The sequence below is a fragment of the Duffyella gerundensis genome (genome assembly GCF_001517405.1).
Lineage (GTDB): Bacteria > Pseudomonadota > Gammaproteobacteria > Enterobacterales > Enterobacteriaceae > Duffyella > Duffyella gerundensis.
Map to the genome: position 1 here is coordinate 2,164,201 of NZ_LN907827.1, position 17,067 is coordinate 2,181,267.

Annotated in this window: 18 protein-coding genes and 1 riboswitch; of the genes, 11 read left to right on the forward strand and 7 right to left on the reverse strand. The window is 55.8% G+C overall.

Annotation, left to right across the window (positions count from 1 at the left end; genetic code table 11):
- Nucleotides 1-44: 44 nt before the first annotated feature.
- From tsaB to EM595_RS21275, 3 genes are all read right to left on the reverse strand, one after another.
- On the reverse strand, nucleotides 45-746 hold the full coding sequence (tsaB, locus tag EM595_RS10040; RefSeq protein WP_067431189.1) for a tRNA (adenosine(37)-N6)-threonylcarbamoyltransferase complex dimerization subunit type 1 TsaB: 702 nt from the start codon (nucleotides 744-746) through the stop codon (nucleotides 45-47).
- 60 nt (nucleotides 747-806) lie between these two features.
- Complete coding sequence (locus tag EM595_RS10045; protein WP_067431192.1) at nucleotides 807-2,717, reverse strand: DNA repair helicase YoaA; 1,911 nt, start codon at nucleotides 2,715-2,717, stop codon at nucleotides 807-809.
- Nucleotides 2,718-2,805: 88 nt separating this feature from the next.
- Nucleotides 2,806-2,973 carry a hypothetical protein gene (locus EM595_RS21275; RefSeq protein WP_173645369.1) on the reverse strand — a complete coding sequence of 56 codons (168 nt, stop codon included), beginning with the start codon at nucleotides 2,971-2,973 and terminating at the stop codon, nucleotides 2,806-2,808.
- A 264-nt stretch (nucleotides 2,974-3,237) separates the two neighbouring features.
- Between EM595_RS21275 and EM595_RS21075 the strand changes: the two genes are divergently transcribed.
- Complete coding sequence (locus EM595_RS21075; RefSeq protein WP_157883864.1) at nucleotides 3,238-3,498, forward strand: transcriptional antitermination N peptide; 261 nt, start codon at nucleotides 3,238-3,240, stop codon at nucleotides 3,496-3,498.
- Between the two features lie 7 nt (nucleotides 3,499-3,505).
- On the opposite strand, the gene EM595_RS10050 is transcribed toward EM595_RS21075, so the two are convergent.
- Nucleotides 3,506-3,793, reverse strand: coding sequence for a type V toxin-antitoxin system endoribonuclease antitoxin GhoS (locus EM595_RS10050; RefSeq protein WP_067431195.1), 288 nt, complete (start codon nucleotides 3,791-3,793; stop codon nucleotides 3,506-3,508).
- A gap of 281 nt (nucleotides 3,794-4,074) precedes the next feature.
- Between EM595_RS10050 and EM595_RS10055 the strand changes: the two genes are divergently transcribed.
- Nucleotides 4,075-4,419: a RidA family protein gene (locus EM595_RS10055; RefSeq protein ID WP_067431198.1), complete on the forward strand. Its 345-nt coding sequence runs from the start codon at nucleotides 4,075-4,077 to the stop codon at nucleotides 4,417-4,419.
- An 11-nt stretch (nucleotides 4,420-4,430) separates the two neighbouring features.
- Here EM595_RS10055 and EM595_RS10060 read toward each other — a convergent pair whose 3' ends face one another.
- On the reverse strand, nucleotides 4,431-4,616 hold the full coding sequence (locus tag EM595_RS10060) for a YoaH family protein (RefSeq protein ID WP_067431201.1): 186 nt from the start codon (nucleotides 4,614-4,616) through the stop codon (nucleotides 4,431-4,433).
- Between the two features lie 103 nt (nucleotides 4,617-4,719).
- Between EM595_RS10060 and pabB the strand changes: the two genes are divergently transcribed.
- From pabB to EM595_RS10080, 4 genes are all read left to right on the forward strand, one after another.
- Nucleotides 4,720-6,090: an aminodeoxychorismate synthase component 1 gene (gene pabB / locus EM595_RS10065; RefSeq protein ID WP_067431204.1), complete on the forward strand. Its 1,371-nt coding sequence runs from the start codon at nucleotides 4,720-4,722 to the stop codon at nucleotides 6,088-6,090.
- Nucleotides 6,080-6,661, forward strand: coding sequence for a CoA pyrophosphatase (locus EM595_RS10070; RefSeq protein WP_067431207.1), 582 nt, complete (start codon nucleotides 6,080-6,082; stop codon nucleotides 6,659-6,661). Before pabB ends, EM595_RS10070 begins: the two co-directional genes overlap by 11 nt.
- 171 nt (nucleotides 6,662-6,832) lie before the next feature.
- Nucleotides 6,833-8,197 carry an L-serine ammonia-lyase gene (locus EM595_RS10075; protein ID WP_067431210.1) on the forward strand — a complete coding sequence of 455 codons (1,365 nt, stop codon included), beginning with the start codon at nucleotides 6,833-6,835 and terminating at the stop codon, nucleotides 8,195-8,197.
- A 216-nt stretch (nucleotides 8,198-8,413) separates the two neighbouring features.
- On the forward strand, nucleotides 8,414-9,976 hold the full coding sequence (locus EM595_RS10080; protein WP_067431213.1) for a cyclic di-3',5'-guanosine monophosphate phosphodiesterase PdeD: 1,563 nt from the start codon (nucleotides 8,414-8,416) through the stop codon (nucleotides 9,974-9,976).
- A gap of 43 nt (nucleotides 9,977-10,019) precedes the next feature.
- Here EM595_RS10080 and EM595_RS10085 read toward each other — a convergent pair whose 3' ends face one another.
- A complete protein-coding gene (locus tag EM595_RS10085; protein WP_067431216.1) occupies nucleotides 10,020-11,585 on the reverse strand; it encodes a TerC family protein in 1,566 nt (521 codons plus the stop codon).
- Between the two features lie 476 nt (nucleotides 11,586-12,061).
- Here EM595_RS10085 and manX point away from each other — a divergent pair, with 476 nt between their 5' ends.
- From manX to mntP, 5 genes are all read left to right on the forward strand, one after another.
- Entirely contained in the window at nucleotides 12,062-13,024 is a 963-nt protein-coding gene (gene manX, locus EM595_RS10090; protein ID WP_067431219.1) for a PTS mannose transporter subunit IIAB, read from the forward strand.
- Between the two features lie 57 nt (nucleotides 13,025-13,081).
- Nucleotides 13,082-13,879: a PTS mannose/fructose/sorbose transporter subunit IIC gene (locus EM595_RS10095; RefSeq protein ID WP_067431222.1), complete on the forward strand. Its 798-nt coding sequence runs from the start codon at nucleotides 13,082-13,084 to the stop codon at nucleotides 13,877-13,879.
- Nucleotides 13,880-13,894: 15 nt separating this feature from the next.
- The gene (locus EM595_RS10100) at nucleotides 13,895-14,740 is read left to right on the forward strand and encodes a PTS mannose transporter subunit IID (protein ID WP_067431225.1); all 846 of its coding nucleotides are present in this window, start codon (nucleotides 13,895-13,897) and stop codon (nucleotides 14,738-14,740) included.
- Between the two features lie 56 nt (nucleotides 14,741-14,796).
- Entirely contained in the window at nucleotides 14,797-15,252 is a 456-nt protein-coding gene (locus EM595_RS10105) for a DUF986 family protein (protein WP_067431228.1), read from the forward strand.
- Nucleotides 15,253-15,446: 194 nt separating this feature from the next.
- Nucleotides 15,447-15,618, forward strand: a riboswitch (yybP-ykoY riboswitch).
- Between the two features lie 7 nt (nucleotides 15,619-15,625).
- Nucleotides 15,626-16,186, forward strand: a complete 561-nt coding sequence (mntP, locus tag EM595_RS10110) for a manganese efflux pump MntP (protein ID WP_067435358.1) — start codon at nucleotides 15,626-15,628, stop codon at nucleotides 16,184-16,186.
- Here mntP and rlmA read toward each other — a convergent pair.
- The gene (gene rlmA / locus EM595_RS10115) at nucleotides 16,183-16,998 is read right to left on the reverse strand and encodes a 23S rRNA (guanine(745)-N(1))-methyltransferase (protein WP_067431231.1); all 816 of its coding nucleotides are present in this window, start codon (nucleotides 16,996-16,998) and stop codon (nucleotides 16,183-16,185) included. The genes mntP and rlmA overlap by 4 nt on opposite strands.
- Nucleotides 16,999-17,067: the final 69 nt, after the last annotated feature.

A 17,067-nucleotide genomic window follows, 5' to 3' on the forward strand; every position in this document is an offset into this window, starting at 1 on the left:
CAATCTTAGCAATTAGACTATGCCGCCAACGTTAAGTTGCTGCCTTATTCGCGGCCAGGTAACTTTTTCCATGCGACGGTATTACGCAGATAGGTTGGCTCCGCCTGCTCCACCGCAACCGCCTGATTTGCTCGTAGCGCGGCCTGCGCCAGCGGCAGCATATCTTCAGCGACAGGCAGTTCCACACCGGCAGAACGCAGTTGCAGAGCGTGGCCCGTCGCCAGTTCAGGATAGGCCTGCCAGCCGGTGCCCACGGTGGACCATTCCCCGCTCAGCGCCGCCATGCGCTGCTGCGCTGCGGCGGGCGTCAGCACCGCTTCGCTCGCTTCACCGAGCCAGTTGCCCTGCTCATCGCGCTGGTATTCCGCCCAATAGACTTCGCCCATACGCGCGTCTATCGCAGCCAGCACGCGGGTTGCACCGGCCAGACGCCATGCGCCCTGCGCCATGGTTGCTAGCGTGGAAACGCCAATCATCGGCAGATCGGCGCCCAGCGCCAGACCCTGCGCGATGCCAATACCGATGCGCACGCCGGTAAAGCTGCCGGGTCCGCGGCCATAGGCCAGCGCATCCAGCGTATGCAAAGTGGCCTGCTGTTGCTGCAGCACCGACTGCACCATGGGCAAAATGCGCTGCGTGTGCTCGCGCGGGCAGATTTCAAACAGGGCATTAACGGTGTCACCGTTGGACAAGGCAACCGAGCAGGCTTCCGTTGCCGTATCAACGGCTAAAATTCGGGCAGACATATTAACCTCTGGCAGGAATGACTTTTTTGCGGCGCGCAGTTTACCATAGCGCGCCAGTAATTACCGATCTTCGCGCTCACGGAGAAAGGCGGCGGCGCGGTCAATATCACGCGTACGTGGCGTTGGCGGCAGGCTGTTGAGAAACAGCGCACCGTACGGACGCATGACCAGCCGGTTATCACAAATCACCAACACGCCACGATCGTCAACGTCCCGGATCAGGCGACCAACGCCCTGCTTCAGGGTAATCACCGCGTCAGGCAGCTGCACATCGTCAAACGGCTCGCCGCCACGCAGACGGCAATCTTCCATGCGCGCTTTGAGCAGCGGATCTTCTGGCGAGGTAAACGGCAATTTGTCGATAATCACCAGCGACAGCGCATCGCCGCGCACGTCAACCCCTTCCCAAAAACTGCTGGTGGCCACCAGCAGCGCATTGCCCGCGGCAACGAACTGTTTGAGCAACTGCCCTTTGCTGGTTTCTCCCTGCAACAGCACCGGTAGCGTCAGCATGGCGCGAAACTGTGCCGCCAGCTCACGCATCACCTGATGTGAGGTACAGAGAAAAAAGCAGCGGCCATTGTTCGCTTCGATCAGCGGCGCCAGCATAATCGCCAGCTGGCGTGCACCGCCCGGCTGATTGGGCGACGGCAGATTACGTGGCACGCACAGCAGCGCCTGACGGGTGTAATCGAACGGGCTGGAGAGGATCAGCGTTTTCGCGCCTTTAACCCCCAGCCGGTCGATAAAGTGATCCATATTTTCATTCACCGCCAGCGTCGCCGAGGTGAAAATCCACGCCGCGGGGCGATCGTTCATCACTTCGCGAAAACGATCCGATACCGACAGCGGCGTTAACGCCAGGATAAAGTGGCGCGAGTTACATTCGTACCAGTAGCTAAAGCCGGGCTGGCTGGTATCCCGCAGCCGTTTCAGGCGTGCACGATAGAGCGCGGCTCGATCAAAGGCGGCATCCAGCAGTGCAGAGCGTCCCAGCGAGAGTTTGATCACGTCATAACAGAGCTCCAGCGCATCATCCAGCAGTGTAAACGCGCGCTGCACCTCTTTATCCTGCATCAGTTCACGCAGGTTGCCACGGAAGCTCGAATCGCCAAGGCGCAAACGGAAGTCCTGTGCGCACTGTGCAAGACGATCGGCCGACTTCTGCAGCTGCTGCACATCCCGAATTTCAGTGCGATAGGCGATATTGATGTCTTTTGCCAGATCAAGCAGCTGGCGGCTGGAGAGTTGTTGACCAAAATACTGACTGGCGATATCGGGGATCTGATGGGCTTCATCAAAGATCATCACGTCGGCTTCCGGGATCAGCTCTCCAAACCCGCTGTCTTTGACTACCATGTCCGCCAGAAATAAGTGGTGATTCACCACCACCACGTCGGCATCCATCGATTTGCGGCGTGCTTTAACCACAAAGCACTCTTTATAGAGCGGGCAATCACTGCCGAGGCAGTTGTCGTTGGTGCTGGTCACTAAGGGCCAGATAGTGCTGTCTTCGGCCACTGCGGCGCAGGTGCTGATATCACCATCAACGGTTTCGCTTGCCCAGCCGCGCAGGTGTACCAGATCGCTCATCGCCTGTGCCTGAAGCTCACCGCCCGCCATCGACTGCTGTTCCATGCGTTCCAGGCAAAGGTAGTTGGAGCGCCCTTTCAACAGCGCCAGTCGGCCTTTGAAATCCAGCGCGCGCGCGATGGTCGGCAGATCGCGACTATATAGCTGATCCTGCAACGCTTTGGAGCCGGTCGAGATGATAACCTTTTTACCCGAACGTAAGGCCGGCGCCAGATAGGCATAGGTTTTACCGGTGCCGGTTCCCGCTTCCACCACCAGCTCACCGCGATCGCTGATGATGTCACTGACCGCCTGCGCCATTTCACGCTGGGCCGCCCGCGGTTTAAAACCTGGAATCGCCTGCGCTAACAGGCCTTCTGCTGCAAAATCGTCTGCCACACTTCCTCTCAACCCTGCGAAAACACCTGTGATTATGTCAGTATCCGACCTGCAACGCACTCACCGCATTTTTGCGGACATGTCGGGTTCAATAGATGACGTAAAGCGTCAGCAGGGCCAGCACAACGAAAAGGCCGATAAAGGTGAGGACGCCTTTACGCGGGGTTTGCGATTTACCCACCATCACCGAAACAAAGGTGATCAAGAGCGTCAGTGCGCCCGCCATGACCCAAAAAAGATATTGTTGATTCGCCATTTTTTGCGTTCAGTCCTCGTAAACCGTGCTTTTTTTAGGGCGGCTTTTATACCATTTTTCACCCGCTCTCGCCTTAGCTTACGCCGCTATGGCGGTGGGTTTCAGTGTCGGCGTTGCGAGAGCAGACGATGATTTAACAGAAAGGGAGCAGGAACAAGCAAAATTGGTTGAAATACTGTATATAAATACAGTATAAAGATGAGCATAAATTAACCTGTTGGCTGCGTGTTAGCAGGCGTGCCGGGCTTTTACGAGTGAAGACGTATGACGATTATTCTTTACGGCAGGGTTAGCCGCGAAACGGCGAAGGCCCGTCGTCATGCGCGACGACGGGCTGCCGGCCTCACCGCAAAACGGCATGAGAAAGCGCGACATGCGGAAAAAACTGCAGCGGGATACGCCAGGCCCTGCTGTCGCATTGAAAAAGCGGTTAGAGCGCCTTCCCTGCGCGATACGGCGACCGCTGGCGCGGTCTGTTTACCGGGCGTGGCAATTTACGCTGTTCGTCCACGGGCAAAAGTGTAGCGGCCGATCACCCTTCAATCGCTTCCAGCCCTCGCCAGTATCGCCCCAGTGATTCGGTCACCAGCACCGCAGGGTTGGCGCTGATGCGCTCGGCCAGTGCAAATACCTTGTGCATGATCTCCTGGCGATATTCGGTGCCGACGTAGGCAAACTCATCGCTGGGAAGACGATAGTTGATGCCTCCTTTACACATCAGCGTGCGCATAAAGCCATGCTGTTTCATCTCATCCCGCAGCCGGGCATAAGCCGCTGGCGGCGCGTTGCGTAATTCAATGCGAACAATGTAGCTACCCATGAATGTAATCCTGATACGGTGACCTCAAAAATTTAAGTTTACTTAACTTTCCATTTTTTGCCTGCTGAGGCTGTAAAAAAAGTGCAATCACGCAGTTTTCAACGCTGCATTTTGCTTAAGGGTTCGTTTAACAAATTGAAAATAAAGATTAATTTCAGCCCTATGCAGCTGAAAATAAAACCGCTATTTTATGGGGTTTTCGCGCGGGAAAGTATCGCAGCATAGCCGCGGTTGCACTTTTGTGGCAGGCTTGGGCGCCATGATTCTCAGGAGTAAAACAGATGACCATTAAACGCATTGACCCGGAACATCGTATGTCGGAAGCCGTGATTCATAATGACACGGTATATTATACCAGCGTGCCTGAAAACCTTGATGATGATGCCGAAGCGCAAACCACCAATGCCCTTGCGGTCATTGATGCGTTGCTGACGCGAGTAGGATCGGATAAAAGCCGCATTCTCGATGCGACCATCTTTCTGGTCAATAAAGAAGATTTCGCTGCAATGAACCGCGCCTGGGATGCCTGGGTTTCTCCCGACAATGCGCCAGTGCGCTGCACGGTTCAGGCGGGATTGATGAATCCCAAATACCTGGTGGAAATCAAAGTGGTTGCCGCGCTGTAAGCGAAGCGGGCTTATTCCTCGTCGTCTTCATCTTCAAAACGCGCGGTAATATGCCCGCCGGTGTGGGTTTCACGAATCTCTTGCGCCACCAGCGCAATCGCCTCGCCGCTGCTCATGCCTTCGGACATCAGTTTATGGATACGATCGACCGCTTCTTGCTGCTGATCGTAAGATAACGCAGGTAATCCAGTAATCATTTTGCTCTCCTGTGGGTATCACGCGATTCTACGCTAAAGCGAGATGCTACCAGTAAATTATTGTGGCAGGCTAACTGCCCAGAGAAATGAACGGTTAATAACTATGCCGCCCGTCTACACCTCGCTTGATTATCAACCCGATTCGCTGACCTCGCTGTTCTCTGCGGTGGCCGATTGCCCGTGGGCGATGCTGCTCAGCTCCGGTCAGGCGGATCACGCTGATAATCGCTTTGATATCATGGTCTGTGAGCCGCGTGTTCGGCTGGTGACCCAGGGAGCCCTCACCGAAATCGCCGACGATAACGGCGTCAGGCTCACAGAGGACGATCCCTTAACCTTACTGCAGGACGCGCTGCTGGCATCGAACCTCAGCACGCCCGCCCATCCCGACATTCCTTTTCAGGGCGGCGCGCTGGGGCTGTTTGGCTACGATTTGGGCCGTCGCTACGAACAGATCGCCAGCCAGGCACAAGATGATTTGCGTACGCCCGATATGGCGGTGGGCATTTATGACTGGGCGCTGATCGCCGATCATCATCTGCGCAAGCTGACCCTTGTCACGCAGGCAGATGACGGTGAGCGGGTAAACTGGCTGCAACGGCTGGTGCCGCGTGCCGCCGCGCCGTTTACCCTTACCCGCCGCTGGCAGTCGAATATGTCCCCGGAGGAATATCGTCAGCGTTTTGCGGCGGTGCAGCGCTATCTGCTGGCCGGCGACTGCTATCAGGTCAATCTGGCACAGCGCTTTCAGGCGCCCTATCGCGGCGACGAATGGCACGCTTTTTGTCTGCTTAATGAGCAGAACCGTGCGCCGTTCAGTGCCTTTCTGCGCCTGCCGACGAGCACCATTCTCAGCTTATCGCCGGAACGGTTTCTTTCGCTACAGGGCGACGTGGTGGAAACCCGTCCGATCAAAGGCACGCTGCCACGGCTGGATGATGCCGCCGCAGACCAGCAGCAGGCGCTGAAGCTGGCGGCATCGGAAAAAGATCGCGCTGAGAACCTGATGATTGTCGATCTGCTGCGCAACGACATTGGCCGCGTCGCCGCGCCCGGCAGCGTATCGGTGCCAGAACTGTTTGTGGTGGAGCCTTTTCCGGCGGTGCACCATCTGGTCAGCACGGTGCGTGCCCGACTGAAACCGCCGCTACAGGCGACCGATCTGTTGCGTGCCTGTTTTCCCGGCGGTTCAATCACCGGCGCGCCCAAGGTACGGGCAATGCAAATTATCGAAGAGCTTGAGCCACAGCGGCGTAACGCCTGGTGCGGCAGCATTGGCTACATCAGTTTTTGTGGACGCATGGATACCAGCATTACCATTCGCACTCTGATAGCCGAACAGGGTCAGCTGTTTTGTGCCGCGGGCGGTGGCATTGTGGCCGATAGCGACGTTGACGCGGAATATGCCGAGACGCTGCACAAGCTTAAGCGCATTTTACCCTGCCTGCCGCAGGAGGCTGACGATGCAGAATAACCTGACGCTGGATAACTTTTTAACCCGTTTTCTGCTGCATCCGCCGGCGGTAAAAACCGCTGAGCTGCCGACGCGCCATGCGGCGGTGCTGGTGCCGATCGTGGCAGCGGCTGAGCCTCGCCTGCTGTTGACCCGCCGCGCCCGCACCCTGCGTAAACACGCTGGCCAGGTCGCTTTTCCCGGCGGCATGCAGGATGCGGAAGATGCGTCACTGATTGCTACTGCCCTGCGCGAAGCGATGGAAGAAGTGGCGATCCCGCCGGATCGGGTCAGGGTACTGGGCACGCTGCCGCCAGTCACCAGCAGCACCGGTTTTCAGGTCACGCCGGTGGTCGGCCTGATCCCACCCGCGATTGATTACCGCATGAATCCGGCGGAGGTGGAATCGCTGTTTGAGATGCCGCTACAGGAAGCGCTGCGCGTTTCGCGCTACAGTGAACTCAGCGTTCACCGTCAGGGCAGACGCTTGCCGGTCTGGCTTTCCTGGTATGATGACTACTTTATCTGGGGAATGACCGCAGGCATTATTCGCGAGCTCAGCCTGCAGCTTTATCCCGACGTGCCGGAATAGTCTGATTAATCAATTCCGCTTGCCGCCAGCACGTCCCATGCAGGTGAGCCATAACTTTTTCTGTGGAAAAGCATTACTATTTTTCATGTGAAAATCGCCATTTCCTGCCCCATTGACGTTTACTATTACGCCGATAACCAGCACATAACATTTACCCCAGGAGTTCATTACGTGATTAGCGTTTTTGACATGTTTAAAGTGGGCATCGGCCCATCAAGTTCGCATACGGTTGGCCCTATGAAAGCGGGAAAACTGTTTGTCGATGAACTCCTGCAATCGGGGCGACTGCACGACATTACGCGCCTGTCGGTAGACGTTTATGGCTCGCTGTCGCTGACCGGCAAAGGTCACCATACCGACATTGCCATTATTATGGGCCTTTCCGGCGCCATGCCTGACACGGTGGATATCGATGCGATTCCGGCATTTATCAGCCAGGTTGAACAGCAGCAGCGTCTGCCGCTGGCGAATGGCCAACATGAAGTCGATTTCCCACGCGAAGGCGGCATGGTGTTTCGCAGCGATAATCTGTCGCTGCACGAGAACGGCATGCGCATTAACGCCTTTGCCGGCGATCTGCTGGTATCAAGCAAGGTCTATTACTCGATTGGCGGCGGCTTCATCGTTGATGAGGCGCATTTTGGTCAGTCAACGCTGGATGAGGTCAATGTGCCCTGGCCATTTGACTCAGCCAAAGCGCTGCTGGCGCATTGTCATCAAACCGGCCTGTCGCTTTCTGGCCTGGTGATGAAAAATGAACTGGCGCTGCATAGTCAGCAGGAGATCACCGATTACTTCAGCAACGTCTGGCAAACCATGCAGGCCTGCATCGAACGCGGGTTAAATACCGAAGGCGTGCTGCCCGGCCCGCTGCGTGTGCCGCGCCGCGCCGCCGCCCTGCGCCGCATGTTGGGATCGGCCAGTAAAAACTCCAGCGATCCAATGAACGTTATTGACTGGATCAACATGTTTGCACTGGCGGTCAACGAAGAGAACGCCGCGGGTGGCCGCGTGGTTACCGCACCGACCAACGGCGCCTGCGGCATTATTCCTGCAGTGCTGGCCTATTACGATCACTTTATTGAGAGCGTCACGCCGGCTATTTTCATTCGTTATTTCCTCGCTTCCGGTGCCATTGGCACGCTCTACAAAATGAACGCCTCTATTTCTGGTGCGGAAGTGGGCTGTCAGGGCGAAGTGGGCGTGGCCTGTTCAATGGCCGCCGCTGGACTGGCCGAACTGATGGGCGGTAGCCCGGAGCAGGTGTGCGTCGCCGCTGAAATCGGCATGGAACATAACCTCGGGCTGACCTGCGATCCGGTGGCCGGTCAGGTACAGGTGCCGTGTATTGAACGCAATGCGATTGCCGCCGTTAAAGCGATCAACTCAGCGCGTATGGCACTGCGTCGCACCAGTGCACCACGCGTTTCTCTCGATAAGGTGATCGAGACGATGTATGAGACCGGCAAAGACATGAACGCCAAATACCGCGAAACCTCGCGCGGCGGCCTGGCGATCAAGGTGCAGTGTGACTAAGTGACAATGTCACTTATTTTTATTGCGCATAACGCCACATAACCGCATTCGTTTCTGGTCGCCCTGCCCATTCCACGCCACAATGACATCTTCATAGCGCAACCGTTTGTCCCCGGGCAAACGGCCACACTTTTAATCTGTCCAGCTAAACTCAGCGACTGTCATGCCGATAACAGAACGTCGAGGATTAATTGTGCATTTTTAGGATGGTAGCTGATGCAGACGTCCCAGCAGATCGTTGGACAGTTCCGCCGTAAGCGCTTGTTCATTGCTGCAATGGTCGCCGTGCTGGTGCTGGTTCTTACGCTTAGCTTTCGTTTTTTTGAAGAAAAAAGCCGTATAGAGCAGCAATCGCGCGACTTTGCCAATCACACGATAGCGCGTTTTGATCGTATGTTTTCTCCCCTCGATGTGTCAGCGAATAACACGCAGGCGTTGGTAGGATTACGCTGTGGCGAAGTGCGTTTTCCGTTAATTGAAAACCTGGCTTCGCTGCAAACCGTGCGCGCTATTTTGCTGGTCGATCACGGTAATATCTACTGCTCCAGCATTTACGGCGAGCGCGCGATCTCCTTCAGCGAAGCCTATCCTGAGCTGGCTATCTCCAGCCAGCGTATGTTGCTGACTACCGACAACTATCTGCTGAAAGGCTCACCGGTATTGATGCTGTGGACGCCGAAAACGCTGGATAACCACTCCGGCTTAATTCAGGTGATCAATATTGAGCTGATGAGCAATTATCTGCTTGAGCCAACGCTGCCCTGGGTAGAGCGCGCGGTATTTAACGTTGGCGGCAAAAGCCTGGAATATGGCAATCCGCTGATTGAAGAGGCGCTGCCTTCGGCGGATGAAGTGAGCTATGAAGAGTCGTCGCTGCGCTATCCCTTTTCCATTACGCTGTTTGGTCCCCCCCCGGCGCGTCTGGCGCTGATGACGCTGCCGTCGCAACTGCCACTGGCGCTGCTGCTCAGCATGCTGACCAGCTATATCGTCTGGCTGGCCACCGCCAACCGCATGAGCATGGCGTGGCAGATCAGCTACGGCCTGACGGCGAAAGAGTTTATGGTTTACTGCCAGCCGATCATTAACGCCAGCAGCGGCAACTGCGACGGCATTGAATTGCTGCTGCGTTGGCATAATGCACGTCAGGGCTGGATTCCACCCGATGTTTTTATTCCGCTTGCCGAACGACAAAACCTGATCGCGCCGCTCACACGCTTTGTCATCACCGAAATGGTGGCGCACCTGCCGGTAATGCCGCGCTGCAAATCTTTTCATGTGGCGATTAACGTGGCGGCCAGCCATTTCCGCGATCGGGCGATTCTTGACGACTTACAAACCCTGTGGTGGCCCGCCAACCCCGTTCCACAATTGGTGGTTGAACTCACCGAACGTGACGCATTGCCGGTGGTCGATCAGCGGGTAATTTCCCATCTGCACAAGGTGGGCGTCCAGCTGGCAATTGATGATTTCGGCACCGGGCACAGCTCGCTCTCCTACCTGAAAACGCTGCAGCCTGATGTTCTTAAGATCGACAAGATGTTTACCGCCGCCATCGGCACCGATGCGATAAACGCCACGGTGACTGATATGGTGATTTCGCTGGCACAGCGGCTGAACATCAGCCTGGTGGCGGAGGGTGTGGAAACCGAGGAGCAGGCAAATTACCTGCGTGAGCGCGGCGTTGATCGCCTGCAGGGCTATTTCTATGCCCGCCCGATGCCACTGGGTGACTTCCCGGCGTGGATGGATCGCCACCTGGCGCATATCGCAGCATAAAAAACGGCGCCCGAAGGCGCCGTTTCGTCGTTGTCGTCTGCGGTTATTCCGCTTCAGATTCATCATGCTCATGGCGATCGCGCGTGACCCGCACCAGATCGATGCGGTAATCGGTCGCTTCCAGCACCAAAAAGTGCAGCGGCGGCAGATCGATCACTTCACCCGGTACCGGAAGCTGGCCTTTTTGTGCAATCAGCAGGCCCGCCAGCGAAGCGTGGTCATCTTCCGGCCTGACCAGATCGTGAATATCAAACAGCTGCTGCAGCGAATGCAGATCGGTGCCGCCTTTAACCAACCAGCCATCGGCGTCCGCCACAATATCCGGCGTTTCATCTTCATCCGGGAACTCACCGGCAATCGCTTCCAGCACATCCAGCGGCGTAATCAGCCCCTGCACCACGCCAAATTCGTTGGTGACAATCACAAAGCTGCCTTTGGCACGACGCAGCACGCTCAGCAGGTTAATGGGATCCAGCGTTTCCGGCACCACAATCGCCGGATTGGTGGCAGCAAAGCTGGCCACGTCAACGCCATGATCAAGTGCCACCAGCAGCTCTTTGGCGCGCACAACGCCCACAATCTCATCCAGCTCACCACGACAGACCGGAAACAGGCTGTGTGGCGTATCCAGCAGCTGCCTGCGCACGTCGTCCAGCGGGCGATTGACATCCACCCACGAGATTTCGCCACGCGGCGTCATGATGCTGCGGATAGAACGTGATGCCAGCGTCAGCACGCCGTTGATCATAAAGCGCTCTTCATCCTTAAAGGTCTCCTGCGGCATCACCGTGTTCAGCGTTTCGCCTTCGCTGCTGCTTTGCTGCGCGCTGCGACGCCCGCCCATCAGGCGTTGAATCGCCTCTGCGGTGCGTTCTCGCATCGGACGGCGCGCCTGATGACGCATAAAGTTATGACGCGCAATCTGGTTGAACAGCTCAATCAGAATCGAGAAGCCGATCGCCGCATAGAGATACCCTTTCGGAATGTGGAAACCAAAGCCTTCGGCCACCAGGCTGAGGCCAATCATCAGCAGGAAGCTCAGACAAAGCACCACAACGGTAGGATGCTTGTTAACGAAGTTGGTTAACGGCTTCGACGCCAGCAGCATCACGCCCATGGCGATAATCACCGCCGTCATCATCACCGGCAGGTTGTTTACCATGCCCACCGCGGTGATCACCGCATCCAGTGAGAAGACCGCATCCAGCACCACAATCTGCATCACTACTGCCCAGAAACTGGCGTAGCCCTTATTGCCGCCGCTGTCGTGATCGCGGTTTTCCAGCCGTTCATGCAGCTCCATCGTGGCCTTGAACAACAGGAAGAGTCCACCCGCCAACAGAATTAAATCGCGTCCTGAGAAGGCAAACTGCCCGACTTCAAACAGCGGACGCGTCAGCGTCACAATCCACGAGATCAACGACAGCAGGCCGAGGCGCATGATCAGCGCCAGCGACAGGCCGATCAGACGCGCTTTATCGCGCTGCTTAGGCGGCAGCTTGTCAGCAAGAATGGCGATAAACACCAGGTTGTCGATGCCGAGCACGATTTCCAGTACCACCAGCGTGAGTAGCCCGGCCCATATTGAGGGATCGAGAAGAAATTCCATTACAGGCTCCTGTGACTCAAACAGCGGTTAGCGCACCGCAGCCATGAATATGGCGGTGCCGGAAAAAAACGTGAGGATAAATCGTGGGAAACATGCGCTGCTGAAAAGCAGACTGAAGCAGTGAAATGACGTCGGTGACAGTCCATGCGAGGGGCTGAGGCCCGTTACTCCTGAGTAATAAACAGAGGATTACTCTATCAGTTGCAATCGTACCGTCAAAATATTTTCTTACATTTACAATAGTTACGATGGCGATCAAGGTTTAGCCATGTTTTCGCTCTTGACGGCCTATTCCAGCGCCAAATAGGCGGCACAGGTCACATAATAATTTTTTTCACTCTCTAAAATAATTCGCGGTTTTAGGCTCTTCACAGACATAAATTTACAGAACACCGTGTCATTTCTGTCACGCGCCTGCCCGCTTCACTCAGCGGCGGCAGCGTGACCATGCATCAATCCCTCAACGGAGGTAGCAAGTGGCTATTGCTATTATGATCGGCACTCACGGTTGGGCGGCGGAGCAGCTGCTGAAGACCGCTGAAATGTTATTAGGGGAGCAGGATAACGTCGGCTGGATCGATTTCGTGCCCGGCGAAAATGCGGAAACCCTGATGGAGAAATATCAGGCGCGCCTTGCTGCGCTTGACTGTCAGGAGGGCGTGCTGTTCCTGGTGGATACCTGGGGCGGCAGTCCATTTAATGCGGCCAGCCGCCTGGTGGTCGATCGCGAGAATTATGAAGTGGTCGCCGGGGTGAATATTCCCATGCTGGTGGAAACCCTGATGGCGCGTGACGATAACCCGGCGTTCAACGCACTGGTGGCTATCGCCGTGGAAACCGGTCGCGAAGGCGTTAAAGCGCTGAAGCTGCCGGAACCGGAGCAAAAGCCGGCCGCCACGGCCAGCAAAACGCCCCCGCCAGCAACTGCGCCGCAGGGCAGCGGTGGCCACATGAAAATTGGTCTGGCACGTATAGACGATCGTCTGATTCATGGCCAGGTCGCCACCCGCTGGACCAAAGAGACCAACGTAAACCGCATTATCGTGGTCAGCGATGAAGTTGCCGCCGACCACGTGCGTAAAACGCTGCTCACTCAGGTTGCGCCGCCCGGCGTGACGGCACACGTAGTGGGCGTGGATAAGATGGTGCGCGTCTGGAACAACGACAAATATGCGCAGGATCGGGTGATGCTGCTGTTTACCAATCCCACCGACGTTGAGCGGCTGGTTGCCCAGGGCGTGGAAATCAAAAGCGTTAATATCGGCGGTATGGCGTTCCGTCAGGGGAAAACGCAGGTCAACAACGCGGTTTCTGTGGATCAGAAAGATATCGAGGCGTTTCGCAAGCTGCATGCGCGCGGCATTGAGCTGGAAGTGCGGAAAGTGTCCAGCGACCAGCAGTTAAAGATGATGGATTTGATTGCCAAAGTCAGTGCCTGACCGCGTGCGGTTTAGCACCTTTTTACTACCGAATCGATTTACCACAGGAGAGACGTTATGGAGATCACCACGCTACAAATCGTGTTGATATTTATCGTTGCGTGTATTGCGGGCATGGGTTCCATTCTTGATGAGTTTCAGTTTCACCGGCCACTGGTGGCCTGTACGTTGATCGGCTTTGTGTTGGGTGATGTAAAAACGGGCATCATTATCGGCGGTACGCTGGAGATGATTGCGTTGGGCTGGATGAACATCGGCGCCGCGGTGGCACCCGATGCCGCGCTCGCCTCGATCATCTCCACCATTCTGGTGATTGCCGGCGGGCAGAGCGTGGGTGCCGGTATTGCGCTGGCCATTCCGCTGGCCGCTGCAGGCCAGGTGCTGACCATTATCGTGCGTACCATTACCGTTGCTTTCCAGCATGCGGCGGATAAAGCCGCCGATAACGGCAACCTCACCGCTATTTCCTGGATCCATGTGTCTGCGCTGGTTTTGCAGGCGATGCGCATCGCGGTGCCAGCAGTGATTGTTGCGGTATCGGTAGGTACCGACGCCGTGCACACCCTGCTTAGCTCGATTCCGGAAGTGGTGACCAACGGTTTGAACATCGCGGGCGGTATGATCGTGGTAGTGGGTTACGCCATGGTGATCAACATGATGCGCGCGGGCTATTTAATGCCGTTCTTCTATCTGGGCTTTGTTACCGCTGCTTTTACCAATTTCAATCTGGTGGCGCTGGGCGTCATTGGCGTGGTAATGGCCGTGCTCTATATCCAGCTCAGTCCGAAATATAACCGCGTTGCAGGCGCGCCAACCGCTGGCCCGGCAAACGATCTTGATAACGAACTCGATTAAGGAACAGGTGCACTCATGGTCGATACAACCACTACAGCTAAAAAGTTAACGCCTGGCGATATCCGCGGCGTATTTATGCGCTCTAACCTGTTCCAGGGCTCGTGGAACTTTGAACGTATGCAGGCGCTGGGCTTCTGTTTTTCGATGGTGCCGGTGATCCGTCGCCTTTATCCGGAAAACAACGATGCGCGTAAGCAGGCGATCAAGCGCCATCTTGAGTTTTTTAACACGCATCCTTATGTTGCTGCGCCGGTGCTCGGCGTCACCATGGCGATGGAAGAGCAGCGGGCTAACGGCGCACCCATCGACGATGCGGCGATCAACGGCATCAAGGTTGGCCTGATGGGTCCACTGGCGGGCGTGGGCGATCCGATCTTCTGGGGCACCGTGCGCCCGGTGTTTGCTGCGCTGGGAGCCGGTATTGCCATGAGCGGCAGCCTGCTCGGTCCCCTGCTGTTTTTCGTCCTGTTTAACCTGGTGCGCCTCGCCACCCGTTATTACGGCGTGGCATACGGCTACCGCAAAGGCATCGACATCGTCAACGACATGGGCGGCGGCTTCCTGCAGAAGCTGACGGAGGGCGCATCCATTCTTGGCCTGTTTGTCATGGGGGCACTGGTCAATAAATGGACCCATGTAAACATTCCGCTGGTGGTGTCGCGCATCACCGATCAAACCGGGAAAACCACGGTTACTACCGTGCAAACCATCCTTGATCAGTTGATGCCCGGCCTGATTCCGTTGTTGCTGACCTTTGCCTGCATGTGGCTGTTGCGCAGAAAAGTGAATGCGCTGTGGATCATTATGGGCTTCTTCGTCATCGGTATCGTTGGCTTCTGGGCTGGCGTGCTGGGTCTGTAACCTTCTCACCGGAGGCCATGCGGCTTCCGGTTTTTTCGCCTGTCTGAAGAGCCGTTATGACATTAACCGATAGCCTTATTCTGGCGCTGATTGTCCTGCTGCTGGGCTACGCCATTTATGATGAATTGATTATGCCGCGCCGCTATGGTCCGACTCGCCTGCGGGTGCCGCTACGCCGTCGCGCACGCCTCGACAGTCTGATTTTCATCGGCCTGCTGGTCATTCTGGTATGGAACAATATCTCCCGCCAGGGCCAGCCGCTAACCACCACGCTGCTGCTAACGTTAATTTTTATGGCGGTTTATCTTTTCTGGATTCGGCGACCCAAATTATTATTAAAAGAGGATGGCTTTTTTTTCAGCAATATCTGGATACGCTGGCCGCGTGTGCAAGCGATGAATTTATCCGAAGATGGCGTGCTGGTGATGCAGCTTGAGCAGAAGCAGTTACTGATCCACGTCTGTGAATTAGACGATCTGGAGAAAATTTATCATACAATCGTTAAAAATTAGCCACTTAAAAATATAGCAAAGGTTATACTTCTATCCCTCTGCTTATTTATTTAGCATCAGCTTGTTATTTTTTTTACTATTTAATAACCCCAACAAAATAACGATTACTATTTACCCACCTTTATTGCGGCTATTTTTGAATAGTCTCAAAGGCAATATTTTTATTTGCCGCTAAATCGCGTTGTGTTAATGTAGCCGCCGTCGTTGGGGAGTAGCCGGCTTCTGTTTTTTCAGAAGCGCACCAGTCAACATACTCGTTCCGCAGAACGTGGTTGGTGCGACCTGTCAGGTTGGCGAGACCAAAGACACATGGGCCGGTCAGGTTGGGAAGGCTTGTGTGTTATTTGGATTCCCGGCCGAGGTCATGACTTCGATGAATATCACCGCCACACTTTTTCTTGCCTTCGGCATGTCCATGGATGCCTTCGCCGCTTCGCTCTGTAAGGGCGCTGCGCTGCGTAACCCCCGTTTTTCCGATGCGCTGCGTACCGGCCTGATTTTTGGCGTGGTAGAAGCGATTACGCCGTTAATTGGCTGGAGCATTGGTCAGTTTGCCACTCAGTATGTCATGCGCTGGGATCACTGGATCGCCTTTACGTTGCTGTTAATTTTGGGTGGCAGGATGATCATGGAGGGCGTACGCGGCCACGATTGCGACTGTGAACCGGTGCTGCGTCATGGCTTCTGGCTACTGGTAATGACCGCCATTGCCACCAGCATTGATGCGATGGCGGTTGGCGTCAGCCTGGCCTTTATGCAGGTGAATATTGTGCAAACCGCGCTCTGTATCGGCACGGCAACCTTTATTATGTCGACGCTCGGCATGACCCTTGGCCGCGTCATCGGTCCGCTGCTTGGTAACCGTGCCGAGATCCTCGGCGGCGTGGTGCTGATTGCCATTGGCAGCCATCTGCTCTACGCCGCGCTGGTTTAATCCCGGCGCCAGAGCCGCAGCATGAAATCGGTCTCACAGCTGAATTCGCCCTGCTCCGCCAGATGTTCCCACACCGCCGGTTTTGCCCGCCAGGCAAATGGCGTCATCTGTAGTAACGTCGTCGCACTTTTGCCATCCAGTCTCATCTCATACGCCAGCTGTGATTCCTGTTGCAGCGTCATTCCCGGCAGCAGTTCCGCTTCGGCGGCGTGCAGCTGCACCTCAGAATAGATCAGCGATTTGAACTGAATCAGATGACGCGGTCCCGGCGTGACGGTGAGCATGATGCCGCCCGGCTTTAACACGCGCGTCAGCTCACTCGCCTTACAGGGCGCATAAATGCGCACCACCGCATCCAGACTGGCGTCGGCAAAAGGCAGACGGTGGCTTGATGCCACACAAAAGGCGACGTCGGCATAGCGTTTTGCCGCCGCGCGAATAGCCACTTTAGCCACATCCAGCCCGATAACCTCACGCTGCTCGCGGTCGGCAAAGCGTTTGGCGATCGCTGCCGTGTAATAGCCTTCACCACAGCCAATATCCAGAATGGTTAACTTCTGCTGCGGCAGGTTATTGCTTAACAGCGTCGTTACCGCCTGTTGCAGCGGCTGGTAAAAACCGGCATCAAGAAAGTCGCGACGCGCCTGCATCATTTCCGCGCTGTCGCCCGGCTGTTTGGAACGCTTGTGCTGCACGGGCAACAGATTGATGTAACCCTCTTTTGCCCGGTCAAAATGGTGCTGACTGGCACAACGCAGGCCGTTATTGGCAGGGGTCAGTGGCTGCTGGCAGAGGGGACAATTCCAGATCATGGTTTGCTCCGGTTACGCAAAAGAGGCGCAGTTTACCTGTTAATCAGGCGGCTCGAAACCAAAGAAAAG